The following is an 18,444-nucleotide window of genomic DNA, read 5'->3' as shown; positions in this document are numbered from 1 at the left end:
CTATAATACTAAGAGACTACAAAAAAGATTAAACGGCCTAAGCCCAATGGAATTTAGAGCTTTGACCGGTTAGGTCAATTTTTGTTATTTTCACTGTCTACTTGACAGGGTGCAGTTCAAAATGAATTTTACGGTATTTTTATGTGGTAATTATTTCTCTATAGAATGTACTAAAGCTAAGTTAAAGGAATTCTTTTGGGTAAACTACAATCCCTGACACATTAACAAGGCTACCACTTTCAAGTTCTAATGCCATAAATGATTCCTTTGGTACATCAAAAGGAGGCTTTATATCCCATATGCCTGCAGGTTTAAATCCAAATCGCGGATAATATTCATCATGCCCTAGAACAATTACTGACTTAAATTGAAGCTCTTTTGCAATTCTCAGGCTTTCAATGATTAGTTTGCTGCCGATACTCTTATTTCGATGTTGTGGTAGCACCGAAACAGGAGCTAATGCCAACGATTCATACTCCTCTTCATCATTTTTAATAAGAAGTTTTGTAAGCATAATATGTCCCACAATTTCTCCATCAAGTTCTGCAACTAGGGAAAGTTCTGGTACAAATACGTCACTTTTTCTCAATCTTTCAACTAAAAACTGCTCTTTATGATCGCTATACTCAACATCTTCAAATGCTTTTTCTATAATATACTCCGATATCTTATAATCCTTTTCAGTTTCCTGTCTTATGATTATATTCATGTTAAAATGCTCCTTTCTGAAGTTAAATTACATTGATTCTTTTATTAACTTATTAAAATTCTTCCTTTAATATAGAATAATATTTACAATCAACTAATAATCCTGTATTATTTTTTGTAATTTTTCTCAAAGTTCCTTCATATTTCAATCCACATTTCTCCATAACTTTCCCTGAGGCTAAGTTGTTTATATGATGTCTACCAGTTATACGCTCAAATCCAACTTCTTCAAATGCAAATTTAATTACTCTTGAAAAAGCTTCAGTTGTTATACCTCTATTCCAATAATCTTTACTTATACAATATCCAATTTCACAATTCTCTTTATAATTATTAATATTCATAAGGCAAATCGAACCTATTATACTTCCCCTCTCTTTTAACTCTATTCCCCAATTATAGTTTTCATAAGCAATATATTCATCAATCCATATTTCAAGTACTTTTTTTGTTACTTCTATATCTTCATGAATTGTCCATGTTAGATATTTAGTGACATCTGAATCAGATGTCCAATTGTCATATGCATCTCTAGCGTCCTCCTTCCTAAAAGGCCTTAATATAAGCCTTTCAGTTTCTAAGACCTTTGTTCCTAAATGATTTAGCATATGTCTTACCCCCCAATTTTTTATACCTAACGATAATCTCTTTTATCCATCCTAAATCAAATTCACTAAAAATGACTTTACAATATAGATCTAAATATTTTATTTCTTTTTCATTAATACTGTCCAAAGAAAACTTTTTCCAAATATATTATCATCAATGCTTTCTTTCATTTCTCTAAATTCAACTATTTTAAAATAAGTCTCTAAAATACTTTTTATTTTATATTCAGAGAATCCAATTCCTCCATGCATTGAACACTCTCTATAAACATCGTAATCAGATATGTTTGCTCCACCTTTTAAATTAAAACATGTCATACCAAAATATCCTTCTGGTTTTAAATAATTTAAAATGGTTTTTAGATACAGGTTTCTTCTATGAGGTTTTATATGATGGAGACAACCACTATCATATATATAATCAAAACTCTCTGCTTTAGCTTCAAAATTAAATATAGATTCACATAATAAATTTACCTTTATAGATTGCTCTTTTGCTATTTGTTTTCCCCATTCTATAGAAGTTGTCGAAATGTCTAATCCATGAGCTTCAAACCCCTCTTTTGCAAGATAAAAAGAGTTTCTACCATATCCACAACCAATATCAAGTACTTTTCCTTGTTTAAATAGCCCCCTCTTCACATATGAAACAAGATTTTCATCGGGAGCATTTTTAAAAAATGGAATCGGTTTATCCTTATCAGAATAAAACTTATCCCACCATTCACTTTCTCTTCTGTCTAATAGATTGTCCAACATAACAAATACATCATTTTCCGTCCTAATGATTTCTGAATCAATTTTGCTTAACATCATTAATACACCTTACTTTCTATTATTTTTAATATAATCAATCAAAGTGGTATATTTTATTTGTATTACATTTATAAAATCCCATTATATAAAGTAACATTTTCTATAGTTATATTTTTACTATAAAAAGTTTCATTATTACACTGAGTAAAAACATCAACATGATATTTATCATTTTCTTCAAACATTAACGTTTGTCCTTTATCTAACTTAATAGTAATTGGATTTTTATCTATAATGGATTCATAAAAAATATCATTTATTAATTTAATATCCTCTATGGTAAAAGGACCTTTAACTACAACCTTACTTATGCCAACAATCTTGTTATCTCTACTATTAGGAACCATATACTGATTCATAAACTCACGAGATTTCTGATCTTTCATTTGTTGTATTCCAATTTGTAAAGGAATTCCTTGAAAAAAATTAATATAACTATTTTCCCATGGCATTGTTCGAGTAAATATATTAAAAAACCACTTAAACTTTAGAAATTCAGGAGTTGTAATTTCAATATTCCTTTTCTTTAACAAATCATAAACTCTATTAATATTATCTGTATCTAACATAAGGCAAATCATCTCTCTATGCCCTTGGTTATATAATTTAACCCAATCTTCTTTCCATCCTCCACCATCAGGTTTTAAGATATTTATCATCTCAAAATATTCATTTCCAATCCATAAATTTGATGCTTTAAACCCTTTAGTTCCCTTTCCCCACTTAGGCTCATAGGGAAATCCAGAATTTATTATTTGTTCAATAATTTTCGAATTAGATTGGTAAGCCACATCAATATTTATTACAAAGTGATCTAATTTAAACATTTTGCCCCCCCTTATTTACTAAAGAACAATATATAATTATAATTGTAAGACCATATGTATATCACAAGGTTCTAATTCATATAAATCTTTATTTATCTCATTTGTCACTTTTGCACCCATAGCAAAATAAAAATCTACTGTATTTTTAAATGGTGTAGCAGATATATATAGACTTTTAGCATTTAATTCTTTTGCTCTTTTAGATAGCAAATTCACTAAATTTTTACCTATACCATTTTTACGATAGTTATTACTTATATATAACATATCAAGTTTAAGTTGGTCATTATTTCTTCCAATAAATTTGCTTTCTAAAGCCCCTAAACCTACAATTGTTTTATCGTCAAAGGCCCCATATATAGTTCCATTTCTATCATATATACCTTGTAATCTATCAATATATTCATGGAGTTCTTTCAAAATCCAGCCCTCAATATTATAAAATTCATTTACTATTTCAAGTTTATCACCTCTAAAATAATAAACTTCATTTACAATTTCTCTTCTATCAATTTCACCTAATAGTTTAAGTTCTGACCTCTCAAGTAATCTATAGTTCAAAATAATCAACTCACTTTCAAATAAAGTTAAACCTTGATTTTAATACACAATGTTTAATAATTGTGACGTAATTTTATCTTAAATAATCTATTTCCATAGCATTACAAATGTACCTGCGGTGATGAGTAAACCAGCAATTAAAGTTTTTACAGTAAATTGTTCTCCTAATATGAAGAAAGATAATATTAGTGTAAGAACAATGCTAGATTTATCAATTGGCACAACCTGTGATACATTACCAAGAGATATTGCTTTATAATAAAATATCCATGATAAACCTGTTGCTAATCCAGATAGGATTAAAAACGTCCAGTTTTGTTTTGTTAGACTTTTAATTCCACTCTGTGCACCAGTTGCAAATACAATTCCCCATGATAAAAATATAATAACAATTGTACGAATTGCTGTAGCAAGGTTAGAATCCACACCCTTTATACCAATTTTGGCAAGAATTGATGTCAACGCAGCAAATAACGCTGATAATATTGCGAATAACTTCCACATATTTTTAATACCTCCATAATACAATTTAAAATATATAATCTTTTCATCTCACGTATTTCTTCAGAAATCTTGCGAAGAGTAATACATCCAGCGAGTTTATCATCAACTAATGCTATGCTCATTTATGTAGTGCTGCCTTCTTATTTTTTTAGATAAAAAAATTAAAATTAAAATAATGAATAAAATTGTTCCTCCTGCTTCTATAGCTCCAAAAATCATATTCTATTCCCTTCTTCCTACATATACTATATCTACTTTATTTTAATGATTTATCCATTAACCTTCTACATGCAGTACAAATAAATTCTTAACAATTTCAATTATTCATGTACTTATGGGAAAATTAGGTATATATTATATCTATATATAGTATGGCTGTTTTATTGAATTTCTGCAAGTAAAACCATTGCGTTAGTAATTACCCATTGATGTATGTTATATAAAAATACATATATATTTTATATATATTTTTTTTATTTATATTGTTTAAAACTGAAATATGTTAATAGATAAAGAGTTATGCACTGTGATATAATAACCTTGGTGATTAATATGTGCTATGTATATATACTTCAATGTTCAGATGGTACTTTGTATACTGGATGGACTACTGATTTGAATAAAAGAATAGAAACGCACTCTAAGGGTAAGGGGGCTAAATATACCCGTTGTCGATTACCTGTAGAACTTGTTTATTTCGAAGAATTTGAGGACAAGATATCTGCCCAAAAGAGGGAGTATAAAATTAAGCAATTTAGAAGAAATGAAAAGCTTATGTTGATTAAAAACTTTTCCATTAAAAAATAGCCATATGAGATTTTGATATTCTCCAATGGCTATTTTTTTTACTTAGGTATCTCTAAAAATAATTCGTCAGCATACTAGTTATTTCATCTGCCTTATTTTCTTGCTTTTTCTGCTTTTAAAATCTTACCTTTTATGGTTACAGATTTTAAGCCTTCTAATACAACTTTCCCTTTTCCTTCTAGTATATCTATATAGGAAATATTATCTTGTATATCTATTATTCCAATATTATCAGCAGTGATTCCTGGAATGCTTGTAATACCTCCTACAATATCTCCTGGTCTTATCTTTTTCTTTTTACCAGCATTTATGTATATTTTCATAATATCTTTATTTAATTCTCTGCTCTTATCTTTTTTTATTTTTGGTGCAGCTTTTATTTTTTCTAAAAAGGCTTCTTTGGCACTCTCAACCTCATACTCCATAGGCTCCTCTACTTTAGGTATAGAAAATCCTATATACTCTTCTATATCTTTCAAAAATCTATCTTCATATGGTGTTACAAAGGTTATAGCCTTTCCTTCTTTACCAGCACGAGCTGTTCTTCCTGTTCTATGGACGTAGCTTTCCTTCTCCATAGGTAGGTCATAATTGATTATATGAGTTACTTCTTCTACGTCAATGCCTCTAGCCGCTACATCAGTAGCTACTAGGTATATAAATTCTCCTCTTTTAAATCTTTTCATGGCTTCTAGTCTCTCATCTTGCATCATTCCACCATGAATTTTGCCACAGGGATAATTTTTATTTTTAAGTCCATTATACACATTATCGACGTTCTCTTTGGTTCTACAGAATATAATACAGCTGTCTGGATTTTCAGTGATTATTATTTTATTTAAGACTCTAGGCTTATATTTATCCTCAACTTCGTAAAGTATATGTTCTATGTTTCCTTCTGTGACTTCCTCTGGGGTAACCTCTATTGTAATAGGATTTTTCATATATTTTTTACATAGGTTTTCTAATTCTTCTGGTATTGTCGCAGAAAATAACATGGTCACTCGGTTGGAAGGTAACTTATTAATAATCAACTCTACTTGCTCAATAAATCCCATATTGAGCATTTCATCCCCTTCGTCAATAACCAGATATTTAATCTCATCTAATTGTAAAGTCCCTCTATCAATATGGTCTAAAGTTCTTCCTGGAGTTCCTACTACTACATGAGTTCTTTGTTTTAACTCCCTTGATTGAGTGACAAATGACTGCTTCCCAAAGACTGCTGTAGATCTTATTTTTTTAAACCTTCCAATATTAGATATATCCTCCTTTACCTGAATACACAATTCTCTAGTTGGAGTAATTATTAGTATTTGAGGTTTTCCCTTTTCCACTTCCACCTTTTCGCATATGGGAATACCAAAGGAGGCAGTTTTACCGCTTCCTGTTTTTGATTTAACTATTATATCTCTTTCATTTAATGCCTCTGGAATAACTTCCTTTTGCACTTTTGTAGGTTCTTCATAACCTAATTTAACTAAAGCCTTTAATATTTCTTCACTTATATGGAAGTCTTTAAAATTTAATTCTTTCATTAGTTTTACCTCTTTATCATTAGTGTTTTTATTAATATTAGTTATTGCTTATTATTATCATACTCAATGTTACATATTCTAAATATTAGTGGCTAATATTAAACCACTTTCAATAATTCTTCTGTAAGCCACACTACATTTTCTAAATCTAATACCTTATCTTTATATGAGTGTACTAGTGGAATATAATATCCCCCAGGAATTAAGCTCTTATTGCAGAATATTATTCCTGATATATTATACTTTCTAAAGTTATATTCATCGGATAGAGGTACTAGCTTATATTTATATTTTATAACTTCTTTTCCTTTGCCAGATTCCATTAAAACCCTTTCTATATTTTCTGCTAATTTCTCATTCTTTCCATGGGTAATCATAACATTATCCCCTGTTCCTACGCAATCTATATTTATAATTTTTTTATTTTCTAATAAAAATCCGTTGCTTGTCCAATGTTTTTTCATATATGCTGACCCAAGCAATCCCCACTCTTCATTATTAAAAAGCACCAACGCTATTTTATTCTTTTTATGCTTATAATTATCATTGTTGCAAATTTCATTAGCTATATTAAGCAAAGTTACTATTCCTGATGAATTATCATTGTAGTTATTCCTATTTGGAATTAAAATAGTTATAAACCACAAAAATAATATATTATTTATAATATTAAGATTGAAATAATTTAGAATTGAAATTATTACAAAGATCAATATTCCCATGGTAATTTGTCTAGTGTGGCCTGATAGTTTCATAATATAATTCATCCAATGAGGCATAATCCCTGGAGTATCATAATGTGCTGTAAATATAGTTTCTGCCTCATTTACATTTCCAACTACCAAATTTCCTTTTATTACAGTATATTCAAATCCTAAATTTTCAAGTTCATCTTCTACATATTTTAAAAATTTTTTCTTTTGCTTAGGAAAAAATCTTATTCCATAGGTCTTAGTAATATTATCTTTCAAGTCTTCTAAAAATTGTCCCATAATTTACCTCGCACTTTTCTATTAATTTATTAGTATAACATAAGTATGCTAATATAAATTACAAAATTTATGTTATAAAATTTACTCACTAACAATTATAACATTTGTCTTTGCTAAATATTAGTGAATAAAGTAACTATATTTTATGGCCTTTTGTATTAGCTAAGAGAAAAAAACTGGAGATATGTATTTGATATTATTCTTCAATCATAAAAAAATAGCCCTTAGGCTACTTTTTCATCTTCTCCTCTATAAGCTCATTATATCTGTTTAGTGCAGCATTTAATACTTTGCTGGCTGCTACTACCTCTGGATCAATAAGATTACCATTCTTTTTATCTATTAAATATTCTAATTTCTCCCTTAGGATATTAACATCCTTCAATAAATCTTCTACTTCTGACAAATCAGTCACCTCCTAATGTTAGTTTATCCAAATGAAAATTTTTTATATACTAAATGTATTTATTAATCAATCAAAGCATCATTTAAAGGAGGAGAGGTGTTCTTTAACCCCTCCCCTTTTTTTAGTTACTACTTATCTTTTTTCTTTTCAAGAACTTTGTAGTACTCATAAAGAGCCGAGTCTAACATTTGACTTGCTGCAACTACTTCCGGGTCCACTAGGTCTGACTTTTCTTCGATTAATTCATACATGTACTTCCTAAGTGCGTCAATTTTCTTCATAAGTTTTTTAACTTCCATAATACCCCTCCTTTCTTATTTGATACTATCAAAATCGGGATATTATAGTTGTTAAATATATGTATGAATAAAAAAATTTTAGCATATAAATTTATTAATATTTTTTACTATTTGCACAAAAGCAAAACCCTGTAATTTTCTATTACAGGGTTTCTACCTTCTAATTAATTATTTTAAAATACCATTCAAGAACAATCATAACTAAACATTGTGACTGCTTAGCTACTTTTGATGTTACTGAACCAATCATTCTAGTTAATCCTTTTTTAGTGGATTTAGTCATAATTATTATATCATAATTATCTTCTTTAGATTTTTTTAGTATTTCATTTGAAGCATATCCCATAGTAATATATTTTTCAACTTCGTAATCAGTAATTTTTCTTGTAATCAGTCAAGAGAGTGCATACTTCTTTCTGTAACATCCAAGGGTATTAGAACCTTCATTTTTTAAATTTATAATACACCCTTCTATAATACTCTATATTTTAATATACTTCTATACAACAGATTATTTTCCTTTTTATCATATATATGTGAATTTTGTTATAATTAACTTAGCCATTGTATCCACATATTTTTTAATTAAAAAAGAGGCATTTATAATGCCTCTCTTATCTATATATTATTCTTTAAAAGTATCTTTTTCTGGATTAATTTCTTCATTATCTTCACTATTATTCGCATTTGGTTCAAAATATGGTGGTGGAGGAGTTAATAGTGTAATTGGTGATATTCCTGATATTGCTTGATTAAACACTCCCATATTCACTAAGGAAGCAATGGTGTTTTCAGCAGCGTTTTCAAGATTATCTAAATCTCCTACTTTTTTATCTGCCATAGCCTTCACCTCTTTTAGTATTAGGCTATCCATAATAAATCTTTATTATTCTTTTTATTTTATATAAAAAGAACCTTCCTTATGGAGTCAATTCTGTATCTTTAATCACAGTAACTGCTTTAAGTTTAGGTTCTTTCTTATTACTAATATATTATTGACATCAATATAATGTTCCCTATTATTTAAAAACCATATATTAAATAATATCTTTCTTAAGCATCTTCCTTTTGTTTTCAGAATAAAAAAGAAGATTATTGCTCTTCTTTTTCAATTTTTATTTCTTTAGTATTTTCTTTTTCCTCAACTTTATCAATTAAATGGCTAAAATCAGTTGGTGTTTTACCTTTGCCTCTGTTATTTTTACGTCCCAAGTTAATCACCTCTCTGCTATATTATACCACTATATGATTTCTATATGTATTTGTTTATTATATATAATGCAGAAAAACACTATATTTTTTAAATATCCAGCAAATATACTTACATTTTTTTAAGCTTTAGTGTTTATATAATTCAACTTTGCATTATTATCTATTTTCATATTACTATCCTTAGTATGAATTTTATCAAATTTAAGTTTATCTTCTATTTTATTTTTTATATATTGATTCATGGTTCTTTGAGATTTGCTCTCTTCATTAGGATTACTATATATTTTTATTTTTTTAATTTTATTCTTATTATTTCTATTCTTATTTATACGAATAGCTTCAGCTTCTTTAATTCCTATAGCTATAGACTTTTTAACTTCATTATTTGCTTCCTCTAACATCTCAATACCAGCTTTTAATATGAGTTTATTTATATCATCCTCTTTATTGTCTTCATTAAAATTCCTATTAACTTTTAACGTATTTTTATTTACTTTTAAAGCCCTAAAATGTAGCACCTTGTAATTTGCTGAGACTAAATTATATAAAGAAGGTGATATTGGTCCTTGTATAGAATACTCTTCTTTATTTTTATCGTAAAGTAGAGATACTTTAGACTCTAGACTTTTTTCTATTAGTTTTTTTGATTCCATTTCCATTTTTCCAATTTGTTCTTTATATATGTATTCCACTTTTTCTCCTTGGTAATTATTATTAGTTTGATTTATTTGTTTTTCTACTTTTATTTTCTTGTCCTTCAAATATTGTAGTACATAGTTTTCTTGTGTATTAGCATTTAATCCTAATGGTATATTCATAAGAAAACCTCCTATAAAAAATCTTATTTCTTTTTTCTTATTTTCGTCTTGTTTTTTTTCTTCTTTAGCACAATTTTTTCCAGCATAACCCCACAATGTAATTTCTTCAAGCTTTTATTCTACAACTTTAATAATCACCCACCAGCTAAGCTGGTGGTATTTCTTTAATCCTATAAGAGCCTATATATTCTCCTATTTCCTTTTTTATTCCTTTCTTACGAGAATAATGTGGCTTAACCATTACATTAATATTCATCTTCAAAAATCATATTGTTATCAGAGTCATATACTTTAATACTCTTGAAATTCCAATCTTTCTTATCATCTGACATCCAAGTAAATAAAAATAAATCATCATAAAATTCTGTTTGTGTAAAAATCTTTCCATTATCTAAAGTAATTTCGATTCTTTTCACCTTATCATCATTTATAATACCGTAAAGTTTATAATACGTTCTAGACATGTCCCAAGTATAATCTATAGCTTTACTCTTATCATTTTCAAATCCAGTTACCTGGCTCCCAAATCCCCAAAGGAAAAATAATTCTCTATTCACTGTATTACAGGAGACCCATTTGTCATATTTACCAAGTATATATTTACCTTCACCAAAATCTTCTACATGTACCACTTCTGATGGACCGTAGTGTATACTACGCTCAGAGTGTTCATGAGCTGATAATGGACTTAAATAAAGACCTGACCCCATAAGAAATAAAAAGAATAAAATTATTAGAACAATAATATTTCTCACAACTTTTTTAGACCTACTCATTGTTATCACCTACTTGTAGAGGAATTTCTACTTTGTATTTTCTATTATAGCTATCATAATTTATAATCAATGTGTCTGCTTCCTTTGAAAAGTTGGTAGCTGTCCATATGCATTTGGATTTTATTCTACCACCACCGCCACCTGATCCAGTGATATATGTGTTTCCTAGATTATCAGTTATATCCCCAATTGTACCAAGGCTCCATCCAGTTCTCCAAAACTTGGTATTGTAATACTCGTAAAAAATATTCATATTTCCATTTTTGTCATAAATAACATTTGTAAAATTAATAATTCTATCATCCAGTTTAACCTTTTCATCTAAATCGATTCTATAAACTATATTTGACTTTGGAATGTTATTAATGGGATTATTATCAAATAAAGTAATTATAAGATGAGCTCCTATAATATAGACATTAAATATTACAAATAAGACAACCATTACATTTGTTATCTTCCATATCCAACCAAGAAATGGATTGTGTTGTTTATTAAGTTCAATTCCAATTTTCTTAGCATCTCCCATATCATTTATAGATAACTGTTCCGCTGTTTCTTGATCATATCCCTGTTCAGTATAATAATCTATTTTCTCTAATATGTGGCACTCAAGCTCAAATTTGATATCACCTCTGTCAAAAGGAAATTTAATACATGACAAGACCTCTTCTAAAAACTTTTCTTTTTTAGGCGAAGGCATTTGATTCACCGCCTATTACTTTATTAACAGACATAGAAAACACTTCCCATTTTTTCTTTTCCTCTACAAGTTGTTTTTTCCCATTTTTAGTTATCTGATAATATCTTCTATCTTTACCTGTATCTCCTTTAGCTATATACGATTTTACATATCCGCTATTTTCAAGTTTGTGTAAAACAGGATACAGCGTACCTTCCTTGAATTGGAAAGCTTTATCCGAACGCAACTCAAGTTCCTTTATTATCTCATACCCATATCTATCAGTTTCTTCTAGTAAAGACAGCAATAGCAAAATAGTACTTCCACCAATTAAACCTTTATCCATTTTCATATGAATACCTCCAATAATTATACCTTGACCATCTAAGTATAATTATACTTAGATGGTCAAGGTATGTCAAATACATTATATAACTAAACTTTATTTCATAACTTAATACAAAAAAGGACTGTATTTCTACAGTCCTTAATTCCGCTGGTCTGGGTAACTGGACTTGAACCAGCGACCTCATGCACCCCATACATGCGCGCTACCATCTGCGCCATACCCAGATAATACTAATATTATAACATAATTATACATAAAATCAATATACCTTCCTTTTAGCTATATTTTTCATTTGTACTCTGTTTTCATGACAATTTAAAGTGGAAAGCTTTCAGTTTAGAGTAATTTATTATTACTTTAAACCTTGGCTCTCCACTAATAAATATTTTACTGTAAAACACTATAAAGAGACACCCCTAAAGGATAATGCAAATTAGTCCGCCACTACCTTCATTTATGATTTTCTGAAGGGTTCTTTGAATCTTTGTTTGAACATCTTCTGGCATCTTATATAATTTATTTTGAAGTCCTTCTTTAACTAATACTTCTAGAGATTTACCAAATATGTTACTTTGCCATAGCTTTGAAGGGTCATTTTCAAATTGTTCTAATAATGATTTTACTAACTCTTCAGTTTCCCTTTCACTTCCCATTATAGGCGATATTTCTGTTTGTATATCTGCCTTTATGAAGTGTAATGATGGAGCGCTGGCCTTTAGCTTTACACCATATCTACTTCCATGCTTAACTATTTCTGGCTCTTCTAATCTCATTTCTGTAAGTTGAGGAGCTACTAATCCATATCCAGTATCCTTTACATCTTGTAGAGCTTGAGATATCTTATCAAATTCAACCTTAGCCCTATGCATCTCATTCATTATTGACATTAATTCATTTTCATTGTTAATTTCTCTATCGCAAACCTCTCCTAAAATCTTATAGAACAACCCTGGTTTTGGCGCTAAATTAACTCTTGCTGTTCCTTCACCCATGTTAACTTCACTTAGGTCCGAAGCTCCTAGAAATTCAAACTCCTTAAATCCATCTAGAGTTTTCCCAATATCCCTAACTTTATATATGTTTTTGCACATATCTTTAACCAGATTCATAAAATTAATTTTTAGCCAATGCTCGCCTTTTAATTTTTCTATCCATTCTGGCATATCTATGTTAACTTCTTTAACTGGGAATTCTTTAAGTACTCTGTTAAATACATGAGTTACATCTTCTGTCTTCATGTTTAATATGTCCATTATCTGAACAGGAACGTCGTACTTAGCTTCTAATTCCTTTCTTAGTTCTATTGTTTCAGGCTCGTATGCATGTCTAGTATTTAAAACTATTATGAATGGCTTGTTTATTGCCTTAAGTTCATTAACTACTCTTTCCTCTGCCTCTAAGTAGTCTTCTCTTGAAATGTCTGTTATTGAACCATCAGTAGTTACAAGTAACCCTATAGTTGAATGTTCATTTATAACTTTTTTAGTACCTATCTCTGCTGCCTCTTCAAAGGGAATTTCATAGTCATACCATGGTGTTGTAACCATCTTAGATTTTTCTCCATCCATATGACCAGAAGCTCCTTTTACTATATATCCTACACAATCTACCATTCTAACCTTAAATTTTGCTCCCTCTTTGAGCTTTATTTCAACAGCTTCATTTGGCACAAATTTTGGTTCTGTAGTGTGTATGGATTTCCCTGACGAACTTTGTGGTAACTCATCCTGAGCTCTTTTCTTTTTGAATTCATTATCCATATTGGGTAATACCATAAGCTCCATAAATTTTTTAATAAATGTAGATTTACCAGTTCTAACAGGGCCCACTACGCCGACATAAATGTCCCCTTGGGTTCTTTCCGCTATATCTTTGTATATATCAAAATTTTCCAAGCTATTATACCCTCCCATAAATATAATATTAACACTATATATATATTTATAAGGCCCTACAAATATAACTATTTAAATAAAAATCTCAAGTATTTTTATCCATTGGTAGCTGAAATTTTCTTAGATTTAAATAAAAAAAGTTTGTTCTAAAAAAAGAACAAACTCCTCTTATGCTTTTTCACTTTTTAATTTCCACTAGAGTAATTAGTAAATTTCACTCTTTTTATCCCTAGTCATCAATTCATATACACCGTATTTAGGATCTTTTCCTTCGAATAAAACTTTATATAGAACATCAGTTATAGGCATAGAAACATCTAACTCTTTCTTCAGTTCATAGAAAGCCTTGCAAGCTTTTATTCCTTCTACTACCATTCCTACTTCTTCTATGGCTTCTTCCATGGAATAGCCTTTACCAATTAGTATTCCAGCCCTTCTATTTCTACTGTGCATACTTGTACAAGTAACAATTAAATCTCCCATACCTGTTAACCCAGAAAAGGTTTCTCTTTTGCCCCCTAGTTTTTCCCCTATCCTTATAATCTCATTCATACCTCTAGTCATTAAAGCTGCCTTCGTATTATCACCATAACCTATACCATCTGAAATCCCTGCTGCTAGGGCTATAATATTTTTTACAGCCCCTCCAATTTCAACACCAATTAAATCTTCATTAGTATATACTCTAAATTTACTAGTCATAAATATTTCTTGTACTTCTTCTGCATACTTCATATCCTCTGAGGAAACTACCACTGTTGTAGGAATATCTAGACCTACTTCTTCAGCATGGCTCGGTCCTGATAGTACTACAACATGATTTTTAGGTAGCTCTTCTTGTATAACTTGAGATAATCTTTTTCCAGTATGCTCTTCAATTCCTTTAGATACGTTTATAATTATTACATCTTCATTTATGTAAGATTTTAAACTTTTACTAACTTCTCTAACTGCATTAGATGGTACAGATAAAACTAAATACTTGCTTCCATCAATAGCCTCTTCAATATTATTATAAGCTGTCACATTGGAAGGAATTATAACATGGGGTAAGTACTTCATATTTTCTCTTTTAACATTTATATCTTCTATTACATTGTTATTTCTATCGTATATTCTTACATCTAGGCCTTTTTTACCTAACATAACACCTAAAGCTGTACCGAAGCTTCCACCACCGATGAAAGTAATATTACAACTCATAGCTATTCTTTCCTTTCTCTAAACTCCATTTTAATACCAGTTCCTTCAAAATCAAAACTATCCCTTAGCTGATTTTCTAAATATCTTTCATAAGAGAAATGTAATGCCTGTGGGTTATTTACAAAGAAAACAAAGGTTGGCGCCTTTACACCAATTTGTGTTACATAGAATATTTTTAATCTTGTAGTCCCTACCACAGGTGGTTCCTTCATCATTATTGCCTTACCTATTACATCATTTAATACACCAGTTTTTATTCTCTTATTGTAGTTATCATAGCATTTTTTTGATAATTCTAGTACTTTATGCACCCTTTGGCCACTTAGAGCTGATATAAATAGGTATGGAGCATAACTCATAAAACTCAACTCTGATTGTAAATCTTTTTTAAACTTACTCATGGTGTTAGTTTCTTTTTCAATCAAGTCCCACTTATTTACCAATACCATAATAGCCTTACTCATCTCGTGAGCATATCCTATTATTTTTTTATCTTGTTCGCTGATACCTTGTTCTGCATCTATCATTAGTATACATACGTCTGCTCTTTCAATCGCTGTATATGTTCTGATAACACTATATCTTTCTATTTCATCTTTAATTTTACTTCTTCTTCTAATACCTGCTGTATCTATAAGTATGAACTTTCCTTCATCTGTTTCCAAGTAACTATCTATAGCATCTCTTGTAGTTCCTGGAATGTCACTTACTATATTTCTGTCCTCTCCAAGCAATTTATTTATTAAAGAAGACTTTCCTACATTTGGTCTTCCAACGAAGGCTATTCTTACATATTCATCATTTTCGTCCTCTTCAATTATCTGATCGAAATGCTCAACTACTCTATCTAGCATATCTCCGAGTCCTAATCCTTGAGAGGCAGATATAGTTATTGGATCACCTATACCTAAATTGTAAAATTCATAAGCATTATCTTCTTCTGATAATCTATCTACTTTGTTTACAACCAAAACTATAGGCTTATCGCTTCTTCTTAACATTTGAGCTACTTCATAATCTGCTGGCGCTAAACCATTTTTTCCATCTACTATGAACATTATTACGTCAGCTGTTTCTATGGCTATTTGCGCCTGTCTTCTCATCTGTGCTAGTATGATATCATCACTACTAGGCTCAATTCCACCTGTATCAATCATAGTAAAATTATACTTTAACCATTCCGCTTCTGCGTAAATTCTATCTCTAGTTACACCTGGAGTATCTTCAACTATTGATATTCTCTTTCCTGCTAATTTATTAAATAATGTAGACTTTCCTACATTTGGTCTTCCAACTATAGCAACTATAGGTTTTGCCATTATTACTCCTCCTTACCGTACTCATTTAGATTTTCTATTAAATCTTCTCCTGTATATTCGCATACAATAACTTTTCTACCGTAGTAGTTTTCTAAATCCTTTAATGTGATATCGTCCAGAAACACGTCATCACCTGCTCTTAACATATTTCTAGGTATAAATATGTAATCCCCTACCTGGTTTTTATCTAAGGCTTCCATTATGTCCTTGCCCGTAATTAAACCGGCTACAGTTATAGTTTCACCAAAAAAGTTATTTATAACTTTAATTACATCTATTTTTATATTACTATTGTTTTCTTCAATTTTATCTTTGCATTTTTTAAGTTCGTTATAGGCTAATGCTCCAGTGATAAAAGTGAACTTTCCTTTTATATTTTTCCTCAAATTTGGTATGTTATCCTCTATATTATCTCTAAATATTCTTATCATACCTACTCCATCTTCTAACTGTTCATAGCCTTCATAAAAATCACTTTCTGGCAAATCTGCCTCTGATAAAACATAGAATTCATCAGACAGCCTTACAAAGGGGCTATTTATCTCTTTTTTATATCTATCTTGGAGTTTTAATACTTGATTTATCTCTTTTAATGCCCTTTCTTTATTAAATAAGTTCATATTAAAGAGCCCTTCTCTATACTTAGTTACTCCCACTGGAACTACTGCCACATTTTGTACACTTGGATATAGTTTATATAAATCCTCTAAGGTTCTAACCAATTCTTCACCATCATTTACTCCTGGGCAGAGCACTATTTGACAATTTATTATTATACCAGCACTACTAAGTTTTTTAAGTCTTTCATAAATATTTCCTGCAAATCTATTATGGAGCATCTTTTGCCTTAATTCAGGATTAGTTGTATGTACAGAAACATTTATAGGACTTATTCTATATTTTATTATTCTATCAATGTCCTCATCTTTCATGTTTGTCAATGTAACAAAATTACCTTGTAAAAATGAAAGTCTTGAATCATCATCCTTAAAATATAAAGATTCTCTCATACCTTTAGGTAATTGATCTATAAAACAAAAAATACATTTATTTTGGCAACTCTTTGCCTCATCCATTATGGATTTTTCAAATTCCACACCTAAATCTTCATGATATTCTTTTTCAATTTCTATTTCCCAAACTTCTCCGTGGCTTTTTTCTACTTCTACTAAGATGTATTCATCTGCCATTAAAAACCTATAATCTATAATATCATTAACAGCATTCCCATTAATGGTCATTAACACATCTCCTGGCTCAATTCCTACTTCTTCTCCTATGCTATTTGGTAATACTTCACATATTTTATTTTTCATTTACCTAACCCTGCCTTTGCTTTAAGCATCTTTTTTAAGATACCTATATGTAACACTAGTAATATTACATTAATCTTCTTATTTAGTCAATTCTTATGATTAAAAAGAGACTGTCTATTAATATGTACAGTCTCTTATAAACTATTCATTTAAATCTTTTAATTCACCTGTAACTAGGTATATTGTCCATTCACAAATATTTGTCACATGGTCTGCTATTCTCTCTAAATATTTGCATACAAATAAAAATTGTGTAGCTTGATTTATAGTGCTATTATCCTTTGTCATTATTGGAATCATTTCTTTAAATACATCCCTATAGATTTCATCAATTTTATCATCTTTTTTGCAAACTAAATAGGATTTTTCCACGTCTCCTTCTACATATGCATCTAGGGCTTCTTTAATCATTTCCTTTGCGATATCTGCCATCTTTGGTATATCAACTAATGGCTTTATAAATTTTTCATCTTTCAATCTTATAGCAATTTTTGCAATATCTACAGCGTGATCTGCCATTCTTTCTAAGTCCGTTACAATTTTAGTGGCTGTAAATATCATCCTTAAATCCTTAGCTAATGGTTGTTCCCTTGCAATTAATTTTATACATTTGTCTTCTATTTCCTTTTCTAGATTATCCACTAAGTCATCATTTTTTATTATTTGCTCTGCTAATTCATATCTTTGTTCTATTAAAGCTTCAATACATCCATGAATTTGTTTCTCAACAATACTGCCCATCCTTAAAATGTAATTGTGCAACTCTTGAAGATGAAGATCAAAATTACCTCTTACCAACTCAATCACC

At 29.6% G+C, this 18,444-nt stretch carries 22 protein-coding genes and 1 tRNA gene; 1 reads left to right on the top strand and 22 read right to left on the bottom strand.

The window, feature by feature from the left end:
• Positions 1-181 precede the first annotated feature (181 nt).
• The 6 genes from KQI86_RS11660 to KQI86_RS11635 all read right to left on the bottom strand — a co-directional run bounded on the left by KQI86_RS11660 (position 182) and on the right by KQI86_RS11635 (position 4,024).
• Entirely contained in the window at positions 182-709 is a 528-nt protein-coding gene (locus tag KQI86_RS11660; RefSeq protein WP_216439507.1) for a GNAT family N-acetyltransferase, read from the bottom strand.
• Between the two features lie 52 nt (positions 710-761).
• On the bottom strand, positions 762-1,316 hold the full coding sequence (locus tag KQI86_RS11655) for a GNAT family N-acetyltransferase (protein WP_216439506.1): 555 nt from the start codon (positions 1,314-1,316) through the stop codon (positions 762-764).
• Between the two features lie 99 nt (positions 1,317-1,415).
• Positions 1,416-2,129, bottom strand: coding sequence for a class I SAM-dependent methyltransferase (locus KQI86_RS11650; RefSeq protein ID WP_216439505.1), 714 nt, complete (start codon positions 2,127-2,129; stop codon positions 1,416-1,418).
• 71 nt (positions 2,130-2,200) lie between these two features.
• Positions 2,201-2,959, bottom strand: a complete 759-nt coding sequence (locus KQI86_RS11645) for a hypothetical protein (RefSeq protein WP_216439504.1) — start codon at positions 2,957-2,959, stop codon at positions 2,201-2,203.
• A gap of 36 nt (positions 2,960-2,995) precedes the next feature.
• On the bottom strand, positions 2,996-3,520 hold the full coding sequence (locus KQI86_RS11640; RefSeq protein WP_216439503.1) for a GNAT family N-acetyltransferase: 525 nt from the start codon (positions 3,518-3,520) through the stop codon (positions 2,996-2,998).
• 87 nt (positions 3,521-3,607) lie between these two features.
• On the bottom strand, positions 3,608-4,024 hold the full coding sequence (locus KQI86_RS11635; RefSeq protein WP_216439502.1) for an EamA family transporter: 417 nt from the start codon (positions 4,022-4,024) through the stop codon (positions 3,608-3,610).
• 552 nt (positions 4,025-4,576) lie between these two features.
• On the opposite strand from KQI86_RS11635, the gene KQI86_RS11630 reads away from it, so the two are divergent.
• Positions 4,577-4,831 carry a GIY-YIG nuclease family protein gene (locus KQI86_RS11630; protein ID WP_216439501.1) on the top strand — a complete coding sequence of 85 codons (255 nt, stop codon included), beginning with the start codon at positions 4,577-4,579 and terminating at the stop codon, positions 4,829-4,831.
• A 92-nt stretch (positions 4,832-4,923) separates the two neighbouring features.
• Here KQI86_RS11630 and KQI86_RS11625 read toward each other — a convergent pair whose 3' ends face one another.
• The 16 genes from KQI86_RS11625 to phoU all read right to left on the bottom strand — a co-directional run bounded on the left by KQI86_RS11625 (position 4,924) and on the right by phoU (position 18,434).
• Positions 4,924-6,369: a DEAD/DEAH box helicase gene (locus KQI86_RS11625; protein WP_216439500.1), complete on the bottom strand. Its 1,446-nt coding sequence runs from the start codon at positions 6,367-6,369 to the stop codon at positions 4,924-4,926.
• A 98-nt stretch (positions 6,370-6,467) separates the two neighbouring features.
• Positions 6,468-7,361, bottom strand: coding sequence for a M28 family peptidase (locus tag KQI86_RS11620; protein WP_216439499.1), 894 nt, complete (start codon positions 7,359-7,361; stop codon positions 6,468-6,470).
• A gap of 229 nt (positions 7,362-7,590) precedes the next feature.
• Entirely contained in the window at positions 7,591-7,767 is a 177-nt protein-coding gene (locus tag KQI86_RS11615; RefSeq protein WP_216439498.1) for a Spo0E family sporulation regulatory protein-aspartic acid phosphatase, read from the bottom strand.
• 128 nt (positions 7,768-7,895) lie between these two features.
• A complete protein-coding gene (locus tag KQI86_RS11610; protein ID WP_216439497.1) occupies positions 7,896-8,066 on the bottom strand; it encodes an aspartyl-phosphate phosphatase Spo0E family protein in 171 nt (56 codons plus the stop codon).
• A gap of 160 nt (positions 8,067-8,226) precedes the next feature.
• On the bottom strand, positions 8,227-8,412 hold the full coding sequence (locus KQI86_RS20585) for a universal stress protein (protein WP_425514366.1): 186 nt from the start codon (positions 8,410-8,412) through the stop codon (positions 8,227-8,229).
• A 279-nt stretch (positions 8,413-8,691) separates the two neighbouring features.
• On the bottom strand, positions 8,692-8,907 hold the full coding sequence (locus KQI86_RS11600; RefSeq protein ID WP_216439496.1) for a hypothetical protein: 216 nt from the start codon (positions 8,905-8,907) through the stop codon (positions 8,692-8,694).
• 490 nt (positions 8,908-9,397) lie between these two features.
• Positions 9,398-10,096, bottom strand: a complete 699-nt coding sequence (locus tag KQI86_RS11595; RefSeq protein WP_216439495.1) for a hypothetical protein — start codon at positions 10,094-10,096, stop codon at positions 9,398-9,400.
• 245 nt (positions 10,097-10,341) lie between these two features.
• Positions 10,342-10,872, bottom strand: coding sequence for a hypothetical protein (locus KQI86_RS11590; protein ID WP_216439494.1), 531 nt, complete (start codon positions 10,870-10,872; stop codon positions 10,342-10,344).
• Complete coding sequence (locus KQI86_RS11585) at positions 10,865-11,575, bottom strand: permease prefix domain 1-containing protein (protein WP_216439493.1); 711 nt, start codon at positions 11,573-11,575, stop codon at positions 10,865-10,867. The genes KQI86_RS11590 and KQI86_RS11585 overlap by 8 nt, the downstream gene beginning before the upstream one ends.
• A complete protein-coding gene (locus KQI86_RS11580) occupies positions 11,562-11,906 on the bottom strand; it encodes a PadR family transcriptional regulator (protein ID WP_216439492.1) in 345 nt (114 codons plus the stop codon). The genes KQI86_RS11585 and KQI86_RS11580 overlap by 14 nt, the downstream gene beginning before the upstream one ends.
• Positions 11,907-12,051: 145 nt before the next feature.
• Positions 12,052-12,127 (bottom strand) — tRNA-Pro (locus KQI86_RS11575).
• A gap of 192 nt (positions 12,128-12,319) precedes the next feature.
• Positions 12,320-13,798 (bottom strand): stage IV sporulation protein A, encoded by a 1,479-nt coding sequence (spoIVA, locus tag KQI86_RS11570; RefSeq protein ID WP_216439491.1) that lies wholly within the window; start codon positions 13,796-13,798, stop codon positions 12,320-12,322.
• 204 nt (positions 13,799-14,002) lie between these two features.
• Positions 14,003-15,001 (bottom strand): NAD(P)H-dependent glycerol-3-phosphate dehydrogenase, encoded by a 999-nt coding sequence (locus KQI86_RS11565; RefSeq protein ID WP_216439490.1) that lies wholly within the window; start codon positions 14,999-15,001, stop codon positions 14,003-14,005.
• 2 nt (positions 15,002-15,003) lie between these two features.
• Positions 15,004-16,320: a ribosome biogenesis GTPase Der gene (der, locus tag KQI86_RS11560; protein ID WP_216439489.1), complete on the bottom strand. Its 1,317-nt coding sequence runs from the start codon at positions 16,318-16,320 to the stop codon at positions 15,004-15,006.
• Positions 16,321-16,322: 2 nt separating this feature from the next.
• Positions 16,323-17,636, bottom strand: coding sequence for a DUF512 domain-containing protein (locus tag KQI86_RS11555; RefSeq protein ID WP_216439488.1), 1,314 nt, complete (start codon positions 17,634-17,636; stop codon positions 16,323-16,325).
• A 141-nt stretch (positions 17,637-17,777) separates the two neighbouring features.
• Positions 17,778-18,434 carry a phosphate signaling complex protein PhoU gene (gene phoU, locus KQI86_RS11550; protein ID WP_216439487.1) on the bottom strand — a complete coding sequence of 219 codons (657 nt, stop codon included), beginning with the start codon at positions 18,432-18,434 and terminating at the stop codon, positions 17,778-17,780.
• Positions 18,435-18,444: the final 10 nt, after the last annotated feature.

Source organism: Clostridium mobile, assembly GCF_018918285.1.
GTDB classification, from domain to species: Bacteria; Bacillota; Clostridia; order Clostridiales; family Clostridiaceae; genus Clostridium_AW; species Clostridium_AW mobile.
Note: the sequence above shows the minus strand (reverse complement) of the source record. Positions and strands in the feature narration are given on the sequence as shown.

Excerpts from the sequence above, each read along its gene's own strand:
- KQI86_RS11660 (WP_216439507.1), bottom strand. The coding sequence starts at position 709 with ATGAATATAATCATAAGACAGGAAACTGAAAAGGATTATAAGATATCG.
- KQI86_RS11655 (WP_216439506.1), bottom strand. The coding sequence starts at position 1,316 with ATGCTAAATCATTTAGGAACAAAGGTCTTAGAAACTGAAAGGCTTATA.
- KQI86_RS11650 (WP_216439505.1), bottom strand. The coding sequence starts at position 2,129 with ATGTTAAGCAAAATTGATTCAGAAATCATTAGGACGGAAAATGATGTA.
- KQI86_RS11645 (WP_216439504.1), bottom strand. The coding sequence starts at position 2,959 with ATGTTTAAATTAGATCACTTTGTAATAAATATTGATGTGGCTTACCAA.
- KQI86_RS11635 (WP_216439502.1), bottom strand. The coding sequence starts at position 4,024 with ATGTGGAAGTTATTCGCAATATTATCAGCGTTATTTGCTGCGTTGACA.
- KQI86_RS11630 (WP_216439501.1), top strand. The coding sequence starts at position 4,577 with ATGTGCTATGTATATATACTTCAATGTTCAGATGGTACTTTGTATACT.
- KQI86_RS11625 (WP_216439500.1), bottom strand. The coding sequence starts at position 6,369 with ATGAAAGAATTAAATTTTAAAGACTTCCATATAAGTGAAGAAATATTA.
- KQI86_RS11620 (WP_216439499.1), bottom strand. The coding sequence starts at position 7,361 with ATGGGACAATTTTTAGAAGACTTGAAAGATAATATTACTAAGACCTAT.
- KQI86_RS11610 (WP_216439497.1), bottom strand. The coding sequence starts at position 8,066 with ATGGAAGTTAAAAAACTTATGAAGAAAATTGACGCACTTAGGAAGTAC.
- KQI86_RS20585 (WP_425514366.1), bottom strand. The coding sequence starts at position 8,412 with ATGGGATATGCTTCAAATGAAATACTAAAAAAATCTAAAGAAGATAAT.
- KQI86_RS11600 (WP_216439496.1), bottom strand. The coding sequence starts at position 8,907 with ATGGCAGATAAAAAAGTAGGAGATTTAGATAATCTTGAAAACGCTGCT.
- KQI86_RS11595 (WP_216439495.1), bottom strand. The coding sequence starts at position 10,096 with ATGAATATACCATTAGGATTAAATGCTAATACACAAGAAAACTATGTA.
- KQI86_RS11590 (WP_216439494.1), bottom strand. The coding sequence starts at position 10,872 with ATGAGTAGGTCTAAAAAAGTTGTGAGAAATATTATTGTTCTAATAATT.
- KQI86_RS11585 (WP_216439493.1), bottom strand. The coding sequence starts at position 11,575 with ATGCCTTCGCCTAAAAAAGAAAAGTTTTTAGAAGAGGTCTTGTCATGT.
- KQI86_RS11580 (WP_216439492.1), bottom strand. The coding sequence starts at position 11,906 with ATGAAAATGGATAAAGGTTTAATTGGTGGAAGTACTATTTTGCTATTG.
- KQI86_RS11565 (WP_216439490.1), bottom strand. The coding sequence starts at position 15,001 with ATGAGTTGTAATATTACTTTCATCGGTGGTGGAAGCTTCGGTACAGCT.
- der (WP_216439489.1), bottom strand. The coding sequence starts at position 16,320 with ATGGCAAAACCTATAGTTGCTATAGTTGGAAGACCAAATGTAGGAAAG.
- KQI86_RS11555 (WP_216439488.1), bottom strand. The coding sequence starts at position 17,636 with ATGAAAAATAAAATATGTGAAGTATTACCAAATAGCATAGGAGAAGAA.